This is a genomic window from Paenibacillus sp. sgz302164 (genome assembly GCF_056120505.1).
The window spans coordinates 161,087-181,875 of the sequence record NZ_JBVYOL010000006.1; the positions used below are offsets into that span (position 1 = coordinate 161,087).

1 protein-coding gene (cut by a window edge) is annotated in these 20,789 nt (G+C 58.4%); it reads right to left on the minus strand.

Annotation, left to right across the window (positions count from 1 at the left end):
• Positions 1-20,789, minus strand: the 3' portion of a protein-coding gene (locus AC0LWT_RS11980) for a non-ribosomal peptide synthase/polyketide synthase (RefSeq protein ID WP_474681480.1). It continues 6,583 nt past the right edge of the window; 20,789 of the gene's 27,372 nt are visible here — the last part of the coding sequence; its start codon lies beyond the right edge, outside the window; its stop codon occupies positions 1-3.

Below are 20,789 nucleotides of genomic sequence, written 5' to 3' on the forward strand. Positions count from 1 at the left end.
TTAAAAAGAGTACTCAACCGGCTCCATGCTCGGGCCGTCTGTCAGCTCAATGTCGCCTAAACGGATATGCGGCGTTTGCGTGACGATGTTCAGCATCGCGGTAAAGTCGCCGGCAAATTTCCCGGCTGTCGCCGCCCTGAACAGCTTCGTGCAAAATTCCAGACTGCAGACGATGTTGTCCGCTTCCTCCATCACGTATAGCGTCAAGTCGAACTTCGCAATGTTGTAATCCATTTGCTGCGAAGCAAAGCGGAGCGATGCGACGTCCAATTCCTGCTGCTCGTTGTTCTGCATGACCAGCATCGTATCGAACAGCGGATTGCGGCCGGCATTCCTGCTCGCGCCCAGCTGCTCTACGAGCTCCTCAAACGGATACTGCTGGTGCTCGTACGCGTTTAGCGCCTGGTCCTTGACTTCCTGCAAGAAGTCTGCAAACGTTTTGTGTTCCGCCGGATAGTTCCTGATCGCCAGTGTATTAACGAACATCCCGATCACCGGCTCCAGCTCGGGCAGCGGCCTTCCTGCGACCGGCGTGCCGACGATCACGTCCTCCTGACCGCTGTAGTAAGCCAGCAGAACGTTGTAAACCGCAAGCAAAACCATGAACAAGGTGGCGCCGCTCGCTTCGGCCAACTGATTCAACGCTTTGGACAGCTCCGCATCCAGTTCAAAGTCGACGCGGTCGCCTTCGAAGCTGCGTACCGCCGGACGCGGATAATCGGTCGGAAGATCCAGCTCGGGCAGCTCGCCGGACAGTGCTTCTAGCCAGTAGAAAGCGAGCTGTTCGTGCTGCTGTCCTTCCGTTTTGTGCTGCCAGACCGCATAGTCCTTATATTGGATGCGCAGCTCGGGCAGTTCCTCGCCGCCGTACAATTTCACGAATTCTTGCGTCAAAATGCCCATCGACGCTCCGTCCGAAACGATGTGATGCATATCGAACTGCAGGATGTGACGGTTCGCTTCCAGTTCAATCAGCTCTACGCGCATAAGCGGCGGCTTGCTCAGATCGAAGGCGCGGACGAAGTGATGCATGATGGATTCGGCTTCCTCTTCGCTTGCCCGGACAACCTCCACCGCAAAATCCACCTCATCGTAAATGCGCTGCATCGGCTCCCCGTTCACCATTTCAAACCCGGTGCGCAGCGACTCATGACGGCGGATTAACCGGCGGAACGCCTCTTCCACCCGCTGCTTGTCAAGCGGGCCTTCAACCGTAAGGACATTCGGCATATTGTAGCTGATGTCGGCGCCATCCAGTTGGCTTAAAATGTACAGGCGCTTCTGGGCCGACGTCAGCGGATAATACTCGCTGATGTCCGCAGGGACGATAGCCGCTTGAACAGCCGGTGCCGCTTCTTCAAACAGAACGGCCAGTTGCTCAATCGTCGGGCGTTCGAATACGCCACGCAAAGGCACATGCGCCCCGAGTTCTTTTTGCGCGCGGGCCATCATCGTCGTCGCCCGCAAGGAATGGCCGCCGATCTCAAAGAAGTTGTCTTTCACGCCGACGCGTTCAAGGCCCAAAACTTCCCGCCAAATGTGCGCGAGCTTTATTTCCGTCTGCGTGCGCGGTGCCGCGTAATCCGACTCCGACCGTACGCTCGCTTCCGGAGCAGGCAGCGCCTTGCGGTCGATTTTGCCGTTCGGGCTGAGCGGCATCCGCTCCAACTGGATCAAATAAGTCGGCACCATGTAGGCCGGCAGCGTCTCCGCCAGCCTGCTGCGCAGCTCGCTGGCAGGCAGCTCCGTCTCCGCCACGTAGTACGCGCACAGCAGCTTTTGGCCGCTCTCGTCCGCGCGGGCGACGACGACCGCTTCATTCACGCGCTCCACGTTCAGCAGCTGCGACTCCACTTCGCCCAGCTCGATCCGGTAGCCGCGGATTTTTACCTGGTGGTCGATCCGTCCCAGGTATTCGATGTTGCCGTCCGGCAGCCAGCGCGCCAAGTCCCCGGTCCGGTACATCCGCCCCCCGTCCGCGAACGGATCGGCCACGAACTTCTCCGCCGTCAGCTCCACACGGTTCAGGTACCCCCGCGCCACGCCGACGCCGCCGATGCACAGCTCCCCGGCCACGCCGACAGGCTGCAATTGCAGCGTGCCTTCCTTCACGATGTACAGCCGCGTATTGTGGATCGGCTTGCCGATCGGAATGACCGGATAACGGACATCCGGCTCGCAGTCGAAGTACGATACATCCACCGTCGCTTCCGTCGGTCCGTACAGGTTGATCAGCCGCGCGCGGTTCACCCACGCCACCGTCTGCTGGAACCGGGCCACATGCTGCGGCGGCAATGCTTCGCCGCTGGCGAATACCTGGCGCAGCGTGCCCAGCTGCCCGGCCAGCTTCGCTCCCGGCTGCTGTTCCGCGTAATCGAGGAACGCGTGCAGCATCGCAGGCACGAAGTGCATCGTCGTCACGCCGCTGCGCTCGATCGTTTCCAAAATCCGCTCGGGGCTCTTCTCGCCCCCGACGGATAGCAAGCACATGCTGGAGCCGACCATCGCCCACCAGAACAGCTCCCACACCGACACGTCGAACGTGAACGCCGTTTTTTGCAAAATGACATCGCTCTCGCCGATCGGATACCGCTCATGCATCCACAAAATCCGGTTGATGACCGAGTGGTGCTCGATCATAACGCCCTTCGGCTTGCCCGTCGAACCCGACGTGTAGATCACATAAGCGACGTCGCGAGGTCCGGCGAGCGGCTCCAGAGGCGAGCCGTCGTGCGTGTACGCGCCGCTGTCGTTCAGATCGATCAGCCCGGCCGCTTCCGCAGCGATGGCCGGCAGACGATCGAGCACATGCCGCTGGCTCAGCAGCACTTGTGCGCCGGAATCTTCGAGGATGTAGCGAATCCGCTCCTCGGGATACTCGGGGTCGATCGGCACGTAGGCGCCTCCGGCTTTCAGAATCGCGTAGATGCCGACGATCATCTCCATCGAGCGCTCGGCCAGGATACCGACCTTGCCGTCCGGCCCAACGCCTGCGGCGCGCAGCGTGCGGGCCAGCCGGTTCGCCCGCTCGTCCAGCTCGCCGTAAGTCATCACGGCGTCTTCGAAACGCACCGCCGTTTTATCCGGCGTACGCGCAGCGTGCTCCTCGAACAGCGCGTGGATCGTCGCAAAGCTCGGATACACCGCCGCCGTGTCGTTGAACTGCTGCATGATCAGCGTTTTTTCCGCCGGAGTGATCAGCTCCAGTTCGTTCACTTTTGCGTACGGATTATCTGCAATTTGTTCCATGAGCTGGAGCAAGTGATGCTGGATCTGCTCCACCCCGTCGCGATCATAGACAAGCGCATTGAAACCGAAGTCGATGATCGTTTCGTCGCCCGGCATAACCGTCAGCGTAAAGTCGTAGTTCGTCTGCTCGGACATTTCCGCGTTCAAGATTTCGAACGAATTGCCGTCTTTCTCGCCAAGCTGCTCGATTTGCCGCTCAAGCGGGTAATTTTCAAAGATGAGAATGTGGCTGATCAAATCTTGCTTTTGCACGGTTTGCGCCTGAATTTCATAGAGCGGATGCGTATCGAAAGCTTGGGAGGCGATCGCCTTCTCCTGGTTCCGTTCCAACAGCTGCGCGAACCGTTCTTCTCCGGTACATGCGATTCGCACCGGAATCGTATTGATGAACAGCCCGATCATGCTCTCGATGCCCGGTATTTCCGCAGGTCTTCCCGAAACGACGCTTCCGTAAACGACATCCGTACAGTTGTTGTACCTTTGCAGTGCGATGCCCCAAATCGTTTGCATCAGCGTGCTGAACGTAACATGATGCTGCTTCGCGATGCGATTCAGCTTGCCGCTCAATTGTTTGCCGAGCACGCTGGTAAGCTTCTCGCCCGCATAGCCCGCCGGTTTTCCGGCGCCAAGACGGTACGGAATTTCCGTTTGCTGCTCGAACCCGGATAAATACTGCTTCCAGTAATCCGCCGCAAGGACGCTGTCCTGTTTGTCCAGCCATTCGATATAACGGCTGTACGGCGTAACTGCGGCAAGCTCCGGCTGACGGTTTTCAAGGATCGCAAGGTACGTGCCGAACACCTCGTTGTTGATCAGGGACAAGCACCAGCCGTCCATAATGATGTGATGGAAACTCCAGATGAACGAGTATGCTTTCTCGCCCGTATGCAGAACCGCTACGCGCATGAGCGAATCCGCCGCGAGGTCAAACCCGCGAAGCTTATCCTTCGCCGTAAATTCCGCGATATAAGCGTTCTGCTCCGACTCGCTCAGACCGCGCAAATCTTCATAGCGGTACTCGCCGCGTTTATTCCGGTACACCATTTGCATCGGCTCTTCATCCCACGCCTGGCTAATGCCCGTGCGCAGAACCGCGTGCCGCTGCGTCAGCAGCTCCAGGCTTTGGCCGAAGGCTGCGATGTCAAAGCTTCCCGTCAAATCGAACGTCGCTTGCTCGAAATAGGCGCCGGACTGCGGGTCCATCACGCTGTGGAAGTACATCCCTTTCTGCATCGGGGTGAGCGGGTACACATTTTCCAGCTCGCCGATGTGCGAAGTCCCTTCGCGCAGCCGGTCCAGTTCGCCAATGCTCAGCCCTTTCAGCATAATGTCGCTTGGCGTCAATTCCGGCGACTGCTTGGCGGCGCAGTGTTCAATAATTTCCTGCAAGCTTGCGCGCAGCAGCCCGGCCAGTCGTTCTATCGTCGCCCGCAAAAATGTTTTGCCGCTGTACAGAAGCGTAAGCGTCAGCCTGCCGTCCGCGACGATGCCGTTGATGCTCAGCGCGTGGTTCATCACGTTGCTGCCGCTGACGGAAAGTCCTGTCGCAAGCGCAGAAGGCGTAATCCCGCCATCCTGCAGCTCTTGGTCGAATTGGCCCAAATAGTTGAAGCTGATCTCCGGCTCGGCGCGGAGCTGTTCGCTTTCGGACAATCCGGACAAATACCTCAGCATCCCGTATCCGATCCCTTTGCGCGGAATGCTGCGGAGGTCTTCTTTGACCCGCTTGATCCGCTGCGCCAAATCGCCGCCGGGCTCCGTACGGAGAAGCACCGGATACTGCGTCGTAAACCAGCCCACCGTACGGCTGATATCGATATCCGGACGGACGGCTTCGCGGCCGTGACCTTCCAGACTGACCAGCGCCTGCCCGCAGCCTGTCCATGCATGCAAAGCCATGCCAAGCGCAGTCAGAAGCAGATCGTTCATTTCCGTGTTATAGGCCCGATGAGCCTGTTTCAAAAGAAGTTCGGTTTCCGCATCCGTCCATTCCACGCTGACCGTATCGCTATCGCCGATCGCCACCCTGCTTGTTTGCGCCAAATCTTTGGGCAGCGGCTTGACTTCCGCCCGATCGACCTGCTGCCAGAACGCCAGCTCGCTCTCCGCCGCGGTACTGCCGGCTTCCTGCTTGAGCGTTTGCACCCAGGTGCGGAACGAATCCGTTTTGCGCGGTAGACGAATGGACTCGCCTCTCGCCGCCTGCTCGTATGCGGCCTGAAGATCTTCGAACAGGATGCGCCAGGACACGCCGTCTACGGCCATGTGATGAATCGCGATCAAAAGATGATCGCCGTCCGCGCACCGGAACAAGCCCAGCTTCATCAGCGGTCCTGCCCCAAGATCGATCGAGCTTTGCAGCCTGTTCGCGATCGCTTCGACAGCTTCCGCCGCCTGCGGCTGATCTCTGAGATCGTGCGTTTCCAGATGGTACATGTCGCCCTCGTGGGCAGCCCGGCCCCACGCTTCGCTTTCCTGATCGTCCAAGCGGTAGATCATGCGCAGCGCGTCATGATGCTCTGCGATTTTGGAAACCGCGCGGCGCAGCGCCGGTTCGTCGAATCCTTGCGGCCTATGGAGCATCACGGCCTGATTAAAGTGGTGCGGAGCCGCAAATTGCTGCTCCATGAACCACATCTGGATCGGCGTCAGCCCCACCGCTCCGGTCACTTCGCCCTGATCCGCCGCATGGCCGGCCGCTTGCAGATAAGGGCCGACTTCCGCAATCGTCGGGTAAGCGAACAGATCTTTCATGTCCAGCTTGTAGCCTTCCTGCAGCAGCCTGGAGGCGACTTGAATGGACTTGATGGAATCGCCGCCGAGCTCGAAGAAGTTATCGTGAATGCCGACGCTTCTCGCGCCCAGAACGCTCTGCCAAATGGCTGCGAGCACCTGCTCGGCCGCTGTACGCGGCGCCGCATAAGCCGACTCCGCCTGATTGCCGCCGTCCGGCGCAGGCAGCGCTTTGCGGTCGATTTTATCGTTCGGCGTCAGCGGCATCTGCTCCAGCTGCGTGAAATAGGACGGCACCATGTAGCCCGGAAGCGCCGCGCCGAGCACGCTGCGCAGCTCGCTGACGGCGAGTTTGCGGCTCGCTACGTAATAGGCGCACAGCTGATTGACTCCGGCAGCGTCTTCCCGCGCAATGACGATGACTTCCTGTACATCGTCAATCCGCAAAATTTGCGCTTCGACTTCGCCGAGTTCGATGCGGTAGCCGCGGATCTTCACTTGATGGTCGATCCGGCCCATGTATTCGATGCGGCCGTCCGGCATCCAGCGGGCAAGATCGCCTGTGCGGTACATCCGCTCGCCGCTGAACCGGCTGATCACGAATTTTTCGTCCGTCAGCTCCGGACGGCCCAGATAGCCGCGGGCAAGGCCCGGTCCGGCTGCGCACAGCTCGCCCGGCACGCCGACCGGCAGCAGCTGCCCGTACGGATCGACGATGTAGACATGATGGTTCGGCATCGGACGGCCGATCGAAATCAGGCTTCCCGCATCGGGGTCGGACGAAACCGGCCAGATGGAGGTCGCCACCGAGTTTTCGGTAGGTCCGTAGCCGTTATAATAATCCAGCTTGTCTTTCCATTTCTGGATCAGCTCACCTGATGTCGCCGAACCCGCCGTGAACAGGATGCGGAGATCCGGCATGCTGTCCGGCTCCAGATAAACCGCGTAAGTCGGCGGCAATGCGGCTATCGTGATGGCATTTTCGACCATATAGCGCTCAAACAATTGATAGTTCAGTATCGTCTCGGACGTCGGCACGTACAAGGCCGCTCCGCAGAAGAGCGCCTGGAACATATCCCAGCATGCGGCGTCGAAGGAAAGACTCGCAAACAGCAGGGCGCGGTCGTTCGTTCCGATACGGAGGGTACGGTCATAGTAAGCTTTCAGGTTAGCCAGTCCGCGATGCTCGACCAGCACTCCCTTCGGCTTACCCGTCGTGCCCGACGTGTAAATGACATAAGCGAGATCGTCCGCAGTGACGACCGGAGCCAGATTCGCTCCGTCGTCACTGTACGCCAGACGGTCGTCCAGTTCGACAACGGCGGCTTGGCTAACGGCGGCCTGCCCGCTCAGACGGCCCTGCGTCAGCAGCAATTGGGCCCCTGAATCTTCCAGCATGTAGCGAATGCGGTCTTTCGGATACTCCGGATCGATCGGAACGTACGCGCCGCCCGCTTTCAAGATAGCGAACACGCCGACGATCATCTCCAGCGAACGCTCCGCCATCAGCCCGACCAGCACATTCGGTCCGACCCCCATGCTGCGCAGCGTCCGCGCCAGCCGGTTGGCCCGCTCGTTCAATTGCATGTAGGTCAGCTTGCTGTCTTCGAAGAACACCGCAGTTTGATCCGGCGTCCGTTCCGCCTGCTCTTCCAGCAGCTGATGAATCGTCTTGTCGAGCGGCGAAGGGACGGCTGTAGCGTTGAAATCGTCGGAAATTTGCGCCTTCTCTTCGGCGGTGACGACTTCCAGCTCATGGACGCGGATATCGGGATTCGCCGCCACCTGTTTGAGCAGGTTGATCAAATGGCCCTGAATCCGCGCAACGGCTTCCTTATCGAACACCAACGCGTTGTATCCGACGTATATTTTCATCGAATCTCCGGGCAGCACGACAAGGTTGAACGGATAGTTCGTTTGCTCGACCGTCTGCACGCCTTTCATGGCGATTTCGCTGCGGCCGCCGCCGTCAAGCTGTTCGATTTGCTCTTCCACCGGGTAGTTTTCAAAGATCAGAATATGCTGGATAAGCTCCTGCTTTTGCTCCGTGCGCCCCTGAATCTCATAGAGCGGGTACGTATCGAATTCGTGGGAGGTGATGGATTGCTCCTGCGTCTTCCGCATGACTTCGGCAAAAGTTTCTTCCGCCCCGCAGCGGACGCGGACCGGAATCGTATTGATAAACAATCCGATCATGCGCTCGACTCCCGGCAGTTCTTCGGGACGGCCCGACACGACGCTGCCGAATACAGCGTCATCGCTGCCGTTATAGCGCTGAAGCAAAATGCCCCAGACCGCTTGAACGAGCGTATTGACGGTTACTTGATGCGTTTTCGCAGCCCGATGGATGCTTTCCGTCAGCTCTGCGCCCAGCTCGACATCCATTCGCTCCGATACGTAGCCTGCGCTTTTCAGCTGCTGCGGCTTGCCGCTCGGCACGACAGTCTGCTGCTCGTAGCCGGCCAAATACCGCTCCCAATAAGCTGCCGCCGCCCCTTGATCCTGCCGCTCCAGCCATTCGATATATTGACTGTACGGCTGTACTTCGGACAGCTTCGGTTCCAGACCGCCGACAATCGCGAAATACGCTTCGAACACTTCTTCGGCGACCAAAGAGAGGCACCAGCCGTCCATCACGATATGATGGAAGCTCCAAATGAAGCGGTATTTCTGTTCTTCCGTGCGCAGTATGGACACCCGGAGCAAAGAATCGCTATAGAGATCAAACCCTTGCGCTTTGTCCGCAGCTGTGAATTGATCGATATACGCCTCGCGCTCCGCCGGACTCATGTCCGTAATATCCGCATAGAAAAGCTTGCCCGGTTTGTTGCGGAGCACGATTTGCACCGGCTCTGCCTTCCAGCCCGTCACGAAGCTTGTCCGCAGCGCCTCATGGCGCGTTACGAGCAGATCAAAGCTTCTCGCAAAAGCTTCGACATCGAAGCGGCCTTCCAGGTCGAACGACGACTGCTCGAAGTAAGCGCCCGAGTTCGGGTCCATCATGCTGTGGAACAAAATGCCTTTTTGCATCGGCGTGAGCGCGTATACGTTCTCGAGCCGGCCGATGGACGCGGTTTGCGCCACGAGCTTATCCAGCTCTTCGATGGAAAGCCCTTTGTACGACACATCGCTTGGCGTCAGCTCCGGCTCTGTTTGGGCGGCGCAGTGTTCAATCACATCGTGCAGATTGCTTTGCAGCGCCGCTGCCAGCCGTTCCATCGTCTCTTTGCGGTATTGCTTGCCGCTGTAACGAATCGTAAGCTGCAGCTCGCCATCCGCAATCATGCCGTTCAAATCGAGCGTATAGCGCAGCTCCGCGTTCGCACTCGACGATTCTCCGCCGGCATACGGCGACAGGCGGATGTCCTGCTCCTGCATGTCCTGATCCAGCTGCCCCAAATAGTTGAAGCTGATCTCAGGGTTCAGCGTGAAGCCGCTTCTTTCGCCGCTTGCGGCAGCTTCCGGCATATACCGAAGAATGCCGTAGCCGATCCCTTTTTGCGGAATGCCGCGCAGCTGCTCTTTCGTCTGCTTGATCCGGCCGGACAAGCTGCGGTCCGGCAAAGACGTCAGCACAACCGGATATATGCTCGTAAACCACCCGACCGTACGGGTAATGTCGATATCCGGAACGATCGCCTCCCGTCCGTGTCCTTCCAGATTGATGACGGCCTGCTCCACGCCCGCCCAGTCGTAAAGGGCGCCGCCGACTGCGGTCAGCAGCAGCTCGTTCACTTCCGTGCCGTAAGCGCGGTGGGCTTTTTTGAGCAGCAGCTCGGTTTCCCGCTTCGTCCATGCGACCGTAATCAGTTCGCTGTCGAGCTGAAGCGGCCGCTCGTGCGCGAAATCTTTGGGCAGCGGACTATAAACCGTCTGTTCGACCCGCTCCCAGTACGCCCGCTCACGCTCCAGCGCCTCGCTTGCCGCATAGCTGGAAAGCCGCTGCGCCCAGGCTTGGAACGAATCCGTTTTAAGAGGCAGACGAATCGTTTCGCCTTGCAGGAACTGCCCGTAAGCCGCAGCGAGATCTTCGAACAAAATGCGCCAGGATACGGCGTCTATGGCCAAATGGTGCACAGCGATCAGCAAGTGGTCGCCATCCGTGCAGCGGAACAATCCGAGTTTCAAAAGCGGTCCTTCGCCAAGCTTCATCGAACCTTGAATGTCGGTCGACTTGGACTCGACGATTGCTGTGCAGTCGGGTTCGTGCTGCAGATCGGCGACAACGAGTTCGAACAGCTCTCCCTCGCTTGCGCTCCGGTATCGCGCCTCATGAACGCCGCCGTCCGTCGGGAACACCATCCGCAGCGCGTCGTGATGCTCGGCAATTTTCTTCATGGCGGCGCGCAGCGCGCCTTCATGGAACCGCTCCGGCCGGTACAGCATGACCGATTGGTTAAAATGGTGCGCATCCGTCTGATGATGCTCAAAGAACCAGCGCTGCACCGGCGTTAGCTCGGCCGCGCCCGTAACTTCCCCTTGGTCGGCAATGCGCGTCAGCGTCTTGATATAAGGGCCCAGAGCCGCTATGGTCGGGTACTTGAACAAGTCCTTCATGTCCAGCTTGTAGCCCGCCTGCAGCAATCGGGACGATACTTGAATGGATTTAATCGAATCTCCGCCCAGATCGAAGAAATTGTCTAAAATGCCTACCGCACCGACGCCCAAAACGGTTTGCCAAATCGCGCAAAGCGTCCGCTCCACGTGCGTGCGCGGTGCGGCGTATTCCGCTCCGCTGCGGATGCCGGCATGCGGCTCCGGCAGCTGTTTGCGGTCGATTTTGCCGTTCGGGCTGAGCGGCATCTTGGCAAGCTGCACGAAGAACGACGGCACCATGTAGCCCGGCAGCTCCTGCGACAACGCTGCGCGAAGCCGGTCGGCGGACAGCTCTCGGTCCGCGACAAAGTAAGCGCACAGCTGTTTTTGCCCTTGACCGTCCGTACGGGCGACGACGACCGCTTCATCCACGTGCTCCACGTTCAGCAGCTGCGACTCCACTTCGCCCAGCTCGATCCGGTAGCCGCGGATTTTTACCTGGTGGTCGATCCGGCCCAGGTATTCGATATTGCCGTCCGGCAGCCAGCGCGCCAAGTCCCCGGTCCGGTACATCCGGCCCCCGTCCGCGAACGGATCGGCCACGAATTTCTCCGCCGTCAGCTCCGCACGGTTCAGGTAGCCCCGCGCCACGCCGACGCCGCCGATGCACAGCTCCCCGGCCACACCCACAGGCTGCAATTGCAGCGTGCCTTCTTTCACGATGTACAGCCGCGTATTGTGGATCGGCTTGCCGATCGGGATGACCGGATAATGCACATCCGGCTCGCAGTCGAAGTACGACACGTCCACCGTCGCTTCCGTCGGTCCGTACAGGTTGATCAGCCGCGCGCGGTTCACCCACGCTACCGCCTGCTGGAACCGGGTCACGTGCTGCGGCGGCAATGCTTCGCCGCTGGCGAATACTTGGCGCAGCGTTCCCAACTGCCCGGCCAGCTTCGCTCCCGGCTGCTGTTCCGCGTAATCGAGGAACGCGTGCAGCATCGCAGGCACGAAGTGCATCGTCGTCACGCCGCTGCGCTCGATCGTTTCCAAAATCCGCTCGGGGCTCTTCTCGCCCCCGACGGACAGCAAGCACATGCTGGAGCCGACCATCGCCCACCAGAACAGCTCCCACACCGACACGTCGAACGTGAACGCCGTTTTTTGCAAAATAACGTCGCTCTCGCCGATCGGATACCGCTCATGCATCCACAAAATCCGGTTGATGACCGAGTGGTGCTCGATCATAACGCCCTTCGGCTTGCCCGTCGAACCCGACGTGTAGATTACATAAGCAACGTCGCGAGGCCCGGCGAGCGGCTCCAGAGGCGAGCCGTCGTGCGTGTACGCGCCGCTGTCGTTCAGATCGATCAGCCCGGCCGCTTCCGCAGCGATGGCCGGCAGACGATCGAGCACATGCCGCTGGCTGAGCAGCACCTGTGCGCCGGAATCTTCGAGGATGTAGCGAATCCGCTCCTCGGGATACTCGGGGTCGATCGGCACGTAGGCGCCTCCGGCTTTCAGAATCGCGTAGATGCCGACGATCATCTCCATCGACCGCTCGGCCAGGATGCCGACCTTGCCGTCCGGCCTCACACCTGCGGCGCGCAGCTTGCGGGCCAGCCGGTTCGCCCGCTCGTCCAGCTCGCCGTAAGTCATCACGGCGTCTTCGAAACGCACCGCGATCTTCTCCGGCGTACGCACAGCGTGCTCCTCGAACATCGCGTGGATCGTCGTATCGTTCGGATACGCCGCCGCCGTGTCGTTGAACTGCTGCATGATCAGCGTTTTTTCCGCCGGAGCGATCAGCTCCAGTTCGTTCACTTTTGCGTACGGGTTCGCTGCAAGCTGCTCCAGAAGATGAACATAGTGCGATCGTATCCGCTCGATGACGTGCGCATCGTACACGCTCGCGTTATATTCGAAATCGACGCGAATCTCCCGTCCCGGCATGACGATCAGGTTGAAATCGTAAGTCGTTTGCTCGGACAAAGCTGCGTTCCTAATGGCAAAGCCGCCGTCCTTGCTTCCGCCTCCAAGCTGTTCCACCTGCTGCTCCACCGGATAATTTTCAAAGATCATCAAATGACAGATCAAATCCTGCTTTTGGCTCGTCAAGCCTTGAATCTCAAACAACGGATGCGTATCGAACGCGCTTGATTCCAGCGCCTGCTTCTGCATGCGCTGCATGACGCCTGCGGCCGTTTCGCCGGGCTCGCTCTGCATGCGGACCGGAATCGTATTGATGAACAGGCCGATCATGTTCTCTACGCCTTGAATCTCGGCCGGGCGTCCCGATACGACGCTGCCGAACACAACGTCATTGCTGTTGTTGTAATTTTGCAGTGCAATCGCCCAAGCCGTCTGCATCAGCGTATTGATGGTGACCTGCTGCTGTTTCGCCGTCTCGTTCAGGCTGTCGGTCAGCTCCGCGCCGAGCATGCAAACCAGTTTCTCGGCGGCGTAAGGCCGTTCCTCGCCAGACACATTCGATTTCGGCAGCAGCGTTTGCTGCTCGTAGCCGGACAAATAGGCGGACCAATAGTGGGAAGCCTCTTCGGCGTTCCGGCTCTCCAGCCACTGCACATAAGTGCTGAATGGCGTTACCGGAGGCAGCGAAGGCTGCTTTTGAGCGGCAAATTCAAAATAGCTGCCGAATACTTCCCCTGTCATCAGCGACAAGCACCAGCCGTCCATCAAAATATGATGGAAGCTCCATATGAACCGGTACGCCCGATCGTCGATTTGCAAAATCGCAACGCGCATCAGCGCTTCTCCGCCCAAATCGAAGCCGCGTTCCTTATCCCTGGCGGCAAAAGCTTCCGCATAAGCGAACCGCTCGGACCGCTCCATGGCGCGCAAATCCTCATACGCGAAGCCGGCCGCCCGATCGCGGAATACAACCTGGAACGGCTGCTCTCCAAGACCTGCATAGAAATTGGAGCGCAAAATCGCGTGTCTTTGCACGAGCAAATCCAAACTTTTCCTGAACGCTTCCACTTGGAAGACGCCTTCCAGATCAAAGGTCGCCTGCTCAAAATAGGCGCCGGACAGCGGCTCCATCATGCTGTGGAACAGCATCCCTTTTTGCAGCGGCGTGAGCGCGTACACGGTTTCGATCTCGCCGATCGCCCGCGTCTGGTCTTCAATCTGCTCCAGTTGGTACTGCTCGATGCCTTTGAGCAGCACATCGCTCGGCGTCAGGCTCGGATATTCCTTTGATACGCAATGCGTCAATACTTGGCGCAAGCTTTCCTGCAGCAGACCTGCGAACCGCTCCATGGTTTGCCTGTGATAGGCAAGGCCGTTATATCTGATCTCAAGCTCCAGAACGCCGCCGCTGATCATGCCGCTGACGTCGAGCTGATGCTGTACTTTGGTCCGCTCGCTGACGACGGAACCGATGGAATACGGCGAAAATTTCATGCCGCTGTGCTGCAAATCCTGATCGAACTGGCCCAGGTAGTTGAAGCTGATTTCCGGTTCCTGCAGGAGGGCCGGCTTGTCTTCGGAAGCGGACAAATAGCGGATGATGCCGTAGCCGATGCCTTTGTTCGGAATGCGGCGCAGGCTCTCTTTGACCGTTTTGATATGCTGCGCTTCGGTTCTGCCTTCGCCCAAATCCAGCACGATCGGGAATTGGCTCGTAAACCATCCGACCGTCCGCGAAATATCGGTGACGCCGGTCACATCTTCGCGGCCATGGCCTTCCAGATTCACATAGATGCGTTCCATTCCCGTCCATTCGCGAATCGCCATGCCGAGCGCGGTCAGCAGCAAGTCGTTGATTTCCGTCTTGTAGGCGCGATTCGCTTGTTGCAGCAGCTGTCTCGTTTCCTCTTCCGTCCACTGAACGGCCAGGAGTCCGGTGTCGCGAACCTCGAGAGCGCCGGGGTTAGCCGTGTCTTTCGGCAGCGTATCGTGCGGCGCAGCGGCGCCTGTTTGCCGCCAATAGGCGAACTCTTCTTCTATAGCCTGACTGCCCGCATATTCGTTCAACCGCTTCGCCCATGTTTGGAACGATTCCGTCTTGGCCGGCAGACGTATCTCCTGCCCTTGCTCGGCTTGCTCGTAGCCTGCGGCCAAATCCTCGAACAAGATCCGCCAAGACACGCCGTCCACAGCCAGATGGTGAATGGCTATGAGCAAATGGTCGCCGTCCGCGCATTGGAACAGTCCGAGCCTCACGAGCGGCCCCGAAGCAAGGTTCATGCCCCTCTGGATCTCGCTCGCCCGAGCTTCTATAAAGGAAGCGCAATCCGCATCCGTTCTGCAGTCGAATACGTCCAGCGTGTACAGTTCGCCGTCCGCCGAGCTGCGGTTCCAAGCCTCGATGCCTTGATCCGCGCTGCGGAAAACGAGCCTCAGCGCATCGTGGTGCTCCACGATCTTCGCGATCGACCGGTGCAGCGCCGTTTCTTCAAAGCCCGCTTCCCGGTAAAGCATGACGGCCTGGTTGAAATGGTGCGGCTCCGCCTGCTCTTGCTCAAAGAACCAGCGCAGGATCGGCGTCAGCTCGACACGGCCTGCCGCATCCCCCTGGAAGACGTCGCTTCCGGCGCGGGCAACCAGGTGGCCGAGCTCCGCAATGGTCGGATGCTGGAACAGGTCTTTGATTTGCAGCTTGTAGCCGGCCTGCAGCAGGCGCGAGGATACTTGGATCGATTTGATCGAATCCCCGCCGAGATGGAAGAAATTATCATGAATGCCAATCTGTTTGAGTCCGAGAACGGATTGCCATACAGCGGCCAGCGTTTGCTCCTCAGCCGTACGCGGTGCCGCGTAGTCCGCTCCGCCTTCCAGCCCTTCTTCGGGGGCCGGCAGCGCTTTGCGGTCTACTTTGCCGTTGACGGTGAGCGGGAATTCGTCCATCCGCACGAAATGCGCCGGTACCATGTAAGCCGGCAAATCTTTGGCCATTTCATTGCGCAGCTCGCCGGCACCCAGCTCGCTATCGGCCACGAAGTAAGCGCAGATGTATTTTTGTCCGCCTGCATCTTCCCTCGCGAGAACAATAGCGTCTTGAACTGCCGCTATATTTAACAGCCGCGCTTCTATTTCGCCGAGTTCGATCCTGTAGCCGCGAATTTTCACCTGAGCGTCAATCCGTCCCACAAAATCGATACTGCCGTCAGGCAGCCATTTTGCAAGGTCGCCCGTCCGGTACATCCGCTCGCCGGGAACGAACGGGTTGTCTATGAACTTGTCGGCCGTCACGTCAGGCCGGTTCAAATACCCTCTGGCCACGCCGTCGCCGGCAATGAGCAGCTCGCCCGCTGCCCCGACAGGGCACAGTGTGCCGCCCGGGCTGACGATATAAGCGGAGGTGTGGCTGATCGGTTTGCCGATCGGCAGGCTCAATGCATGCTCGTTAACATGGTCTACCGGATAAAACGTTGCGAATACGGTCGTTTCGGTCGGTCCGTACACGTGGAGCAATTTGCCTGCGCCGAGGAAGTCCAGCGCTTTGCGCACGTGATTGACGGATGCCCGTTCGCCGCCGAACAGCACTTTGCGAACCGTCCGCAGCGCTTGAATATTCACGTCTACCAAGACGTTAAACAGCGCCGTCGTGATGAACATGACCGATATTTGCTCGTGTTCGATCAAATCCGAAAGCTTTTCCATTTCCAGGAAATGTTCTTTGGAAACGAGCACAAGCTTCGCGCCGTTAAGCAATGCGCCGAAGATGTCAAAGGTCGAACCGTCAAACGCGTAGCTGGACAGCTGCAGCACGATATCCTCTTCGGAGATTTCGATATAGTTGGTCTGCTTGACGACGCGAACAATGTTGCGGTGCGTGGTCAAGTTTCCTTTTGGCTTGCCCGTCGTACCCGACGTGTAGATGACATAGGCCAGACTGCCGGCGTCATCGGCCGCATTCAGATTCGTGCCGTCCTCCTCATAGGACGATGCGTCGTCGAGCAGAACGAGCTTGCCTTCAAACGCCGCTTGTTCCAGCAAGCGGGATTGCAGCAGCAGCACTTTGGCGCCGGAATCCTCCAGCAAGAAGCGGATCCGCTCTTCCGGGTATTCGGGATCGATCGGGACGTATGCCGCTCCGGCCTTCAAAACGGCGAGGATGCCGACAATCATCTCCAAAGACCGTTCGGTCATTAAACCGACGAAGTCTTCCGTCTGCACGCCCGACGCCCGCAGCGTTCTGGCCAGGCGGTTCGCTCTTGCGTTCAGCTCGGCGTAAGTAAGCTGTTCCGCGCCGAAAACGACGGCTGTACGGTCCGGATGCCTGAGCGCCTGCTCCTCGAACAACGAATGAAGCGTTCGTTCGCGCGGATATGCCGATGGCGCACGGTTAAACCCGCCCACGAGTTGCGCTTTCTCCTGCGGAGTGACGACTTCCAGCTCATCCACCCGGACATTCGGATTGATGACGATCTGCTCCATCGCCTGCGCGATATGGCCGCGAATCCGCTGAATATCCGCCTCGTCAAAGCGCAAAGCGTTATAGGATATCCGCATAAGAATGTCTTCGCCAGGCATAACGATCAGATTGAAGTCATAATTCGTTTGCTCGGTCGACTGCACGTTCGCGATGAAGAAGCGGTGTGCGCTATCTTTTCCGACTTGTTCGACTTCCTGCTCGACAGGATAGTTTTCGAACGCGACGATATGGCCGATCAGCTCCTGTTTCAGCTCGGACAAATGCTGGATCTCATACAAAGGCGTCGTTTCATACCGGTTGGACGCAATCGCCTGCTCCTGAACGCGTCTGAGCAGCGCCGGCAGTTCTTCGCCTGCCTCCGAGCGAATCCGCACCGGAATCGTATTGATAAACAAGCCGATCATGCTTTCCACGCCCGGAATCTCCGCAGGTCTTCCGGCAACGACGCTGCCGAACACGACATCCCGGTGATGGTTGTAGCGCTGCAAAACAATGCCCCAGACGGTTTGAATCAGCGTATTGACCGTCACCTGCTGCCCTCTCGCCAGCCGTTCGATCCGGCCCGTCAATTCGCGTCCGAGACTGAAATCGAGTCTCGCCGCTTCGTAGCCTTCCGCTGAAGCCGATACAGGCAGTGAGGCAGGCAGCGCCGTGCGGCTTTCGCAATCCCGCAAATATTCGCTCCAATACGCGGCCGCCTGGTCGCGGTCTTGTTCGACAAGCCACTCGATATACCGGCTGTAAGAAACCGCAGGCGGAAGCTGCAGCTTCGCGCCGCCGCAAATGGCAAAGTAGCTGTCAAACACTTCCTTCGTCATCAAGGACATGCACCAGCCGTCCATCAGCATATGATGGAAGCTCCAGACGAATTTGTAGCGCTCTTCGCCCGTGCGCAGTATCGCTACCCGCATCAGCGTGTCCTGCTCCAAATTAAAGCCCAGCTCGCGGTCTTTCTTGGCGAACGCCTCCAAATAAGCGGGAAGCTCCGCTTCCTCCAGCCCGCGCAGGTCTTCCACATGAAGGGCTCCTTTGCGGCTGCGGAAAACGACCTGCACCGGCTCTTCGGCGAAATCTCTATAAACGTTCGTGCGCAGCGCTTCATGCCTTTGCACCAGCATATCCAGGCTTTGCCGGAAAGCTTCGGCATCAAAACTCCCGGACAAATCAAAGGTTGCCTGTTCGAAATACGCGCCAAGCTGCGGGTCCATCAAACTGTGGAACAGCATGCCTTTTTGCATCGGCGTCAGCGCATATACATTTTCGACCTCACCGAGGCGGGACGTTTGCTTTTGCAGCTTGTCCAGCTCTTGGATCGTCAGACCTTTGAACGACACGTCGCTAGGGGTCAGCTCTGCCGACGTTTTGGACAAGCAGTGTTCGATCAGCTGCCGGACGCTCGCTTTTAACGATTGCGCAAAACGTTCCATCGTCCCGGCTTCGTATTGTCCTTTGCTGTAACGAATGATGATTTGCAGGACGCCGCCCGTCACAATGCCGTTAATATCCAGGTTATGCTCCAAAAACGCATTGCCGCTAACGTGATCGCCCTCGGCGAACGGCGACTTCATCAGGCCGCTGTGCGCGAAATCCTGATCGAACTGCCCCATGTAGTTGAAGCTGATTTCCGGTTTCGCGGACAGTCCGGCTTCGCGCGCGGAACCTTGGCCGCTCAAATATTTCAAAATGCCGTAGCCGATTCCCTTATGCGGAATTTGACGCAGCCCTTCCTTGACTTGCTTGATCGATTCCGAAAGCTGCCCGGTGCCTGCCACATCGATGACAACCGGGAACATGCTCGTAAACCATCCGACCGTACGGGCGATATCGATGTCAGGCATAATCGATTCTCTTCCGTGTCCTTCCAGATTTACCAGAAGGCGACCGATTCCGCTCCAATCCTTAACAGCCATACCGAGCGCCGTAAGCAGCAGATCGTTCATATCCGTGTTGTACGCGCGATGAACAGGCTTCAAGAGCTGCTCCGTCTCCAGCTCGCTCCACTCGACAATCAGCAGTTCGCTGTCCTTGAGCAGCGTAACGGGACATTCCTTGTCTTTAGGCAGCGGAGCAGCCTCGGTTTGGCTGACCCCCTCCCAGTACGCCCGCTCGCTCTCGATGGCTAAGCTGTTGGCATAGTCGAGCAGTTTTGCCGACCAAAGTTGGAAGGAATCCGTCTTTTGCGGCAGGCGGATCGCCTCTCCGTTAATGGCTTGATCGTAGCCCGCTGCGAGATCTTCGATAATAATCCGCCACGAAACGCCGTCGACAACCGCGTGATGGATGACCATCAGCAAATGATCCCCTTCCGCACAGTGGAAAAGCCCCAGCTTGACAAGAGGTCCCGCTTCCAGCTGAATGCCGGATTGAATTCGGTTAGCCAACGCTTCTATTTTTGCGGCGGTATCCGTTCCCGTTTCATGCTTCAGATCAAACGTATCTAAAGTGAACAATTCCCCTTCGCGAACGCTGCGGTTCAAAAGCTCATGGCCTTGTTCATTTACCCGCACCACCATCCGCAGGGCGTCGTGATGTCGGGTAATGCTTGCCATTACCCGGCGCAAAGCCTTTTCGTCAAAGCCTTCCCGGCGGTAAAACATCATGGCCTGATTGTAATGGTGCGCATCGCCATGCTGCTGTTCGAAAAACGCCCGCAAAATCGGCGTAGCGGCTACGCTTCCGGTTACTTCGCCTTGATCGGCGATGCGGCCGGCCAGACGAATGCGCGGGCTCAGCTCCGCCACCGCCGGATATTGGAACAAATCCTTCATCTCCAGCTTGTAGCCGGCTTGCAGCAGCCTGGAAGAAACTTGCAGCGCTTTGATGGAGTCGCCGCCAAGCTCAAAGAAATTGTCGCGGATGCCTACAGCCCGCACGCCCAGCACGTCTTGCCAAATCGCGGCAAGCGTCTGTTCCACGGCTGTACGCGGAGCCTCGTAGCTGCCGCCGGCATGAACCGGCTCCTCCGGAACCGGCAGCGCCTTGCGGTTCACTTTGCCGTTCGGCGTCAAAGGAATTTGCTCCAGCAGCATCAGGCGCGCCGGCACCATATGAGGCGGAAGCACCTGCTGAAGATGCGCTTGCAGCGAAGCGAGATCGCCATCTTGCTCAGGCACGGCGTAGCCGCACAAATATTTGTTTCCGCGTTCATCCGTCAGATCGGTCACTACGGCTTGACGGACGCCCGGACAGCGGAGCATGGCCGACTCAATTTCGCCGAGCTCAATGCGGTATCCGCGAATTTTCACCTGATGGTCGATCCGGCCGATAAAGTCCACATTGCCGTCCGCCATCCAACGCGCCAAATCCCCCGTGCGGTACAGCTTTTCTCCAGGCTTGTACGGATTGGCGACAAACTTGTCGGCCGAAAGCTCCGGACGGTTTAAATAACCGCGGGCGACGCCAGGACCGCCGATGCACAGCTCGCCGTCCACGCCGACCGGCACCGGATTCAGATGCGCGTCGAGAATGTAAAAGCGGGCGTTCAGCAGCGCCTTGCCGATCGGCACGCTGCCGGATGCAGGCAGCTTCGCCAATGGCTCGTCGTAGAAGCTGGAATCGATGGCCGCTTCGGTTACGCCATAGCTGTTAATAATGCGCATGTGCCCGCCGAAACGCTCCTGAAGCTTCCGGTAATCCAGCACGCTGCAGCTGTCCGAGCTTGTAATCAGCAATTTCATGGAAGAAATATCCAGATTGTTATTTGCAATATATTCCATAAACGGCACGATCAGTGCAGGCGTCGATTCGAAAACCGTAATCTGGTGATCGCGCAAATACCCGTATAAACGTTCCGGATCGATTCTGTCCTCCTTCGGACAGATGACCATCGTCCCGCCGTTCAAAAGCGTCCGGGCGATATCGCCGGTAA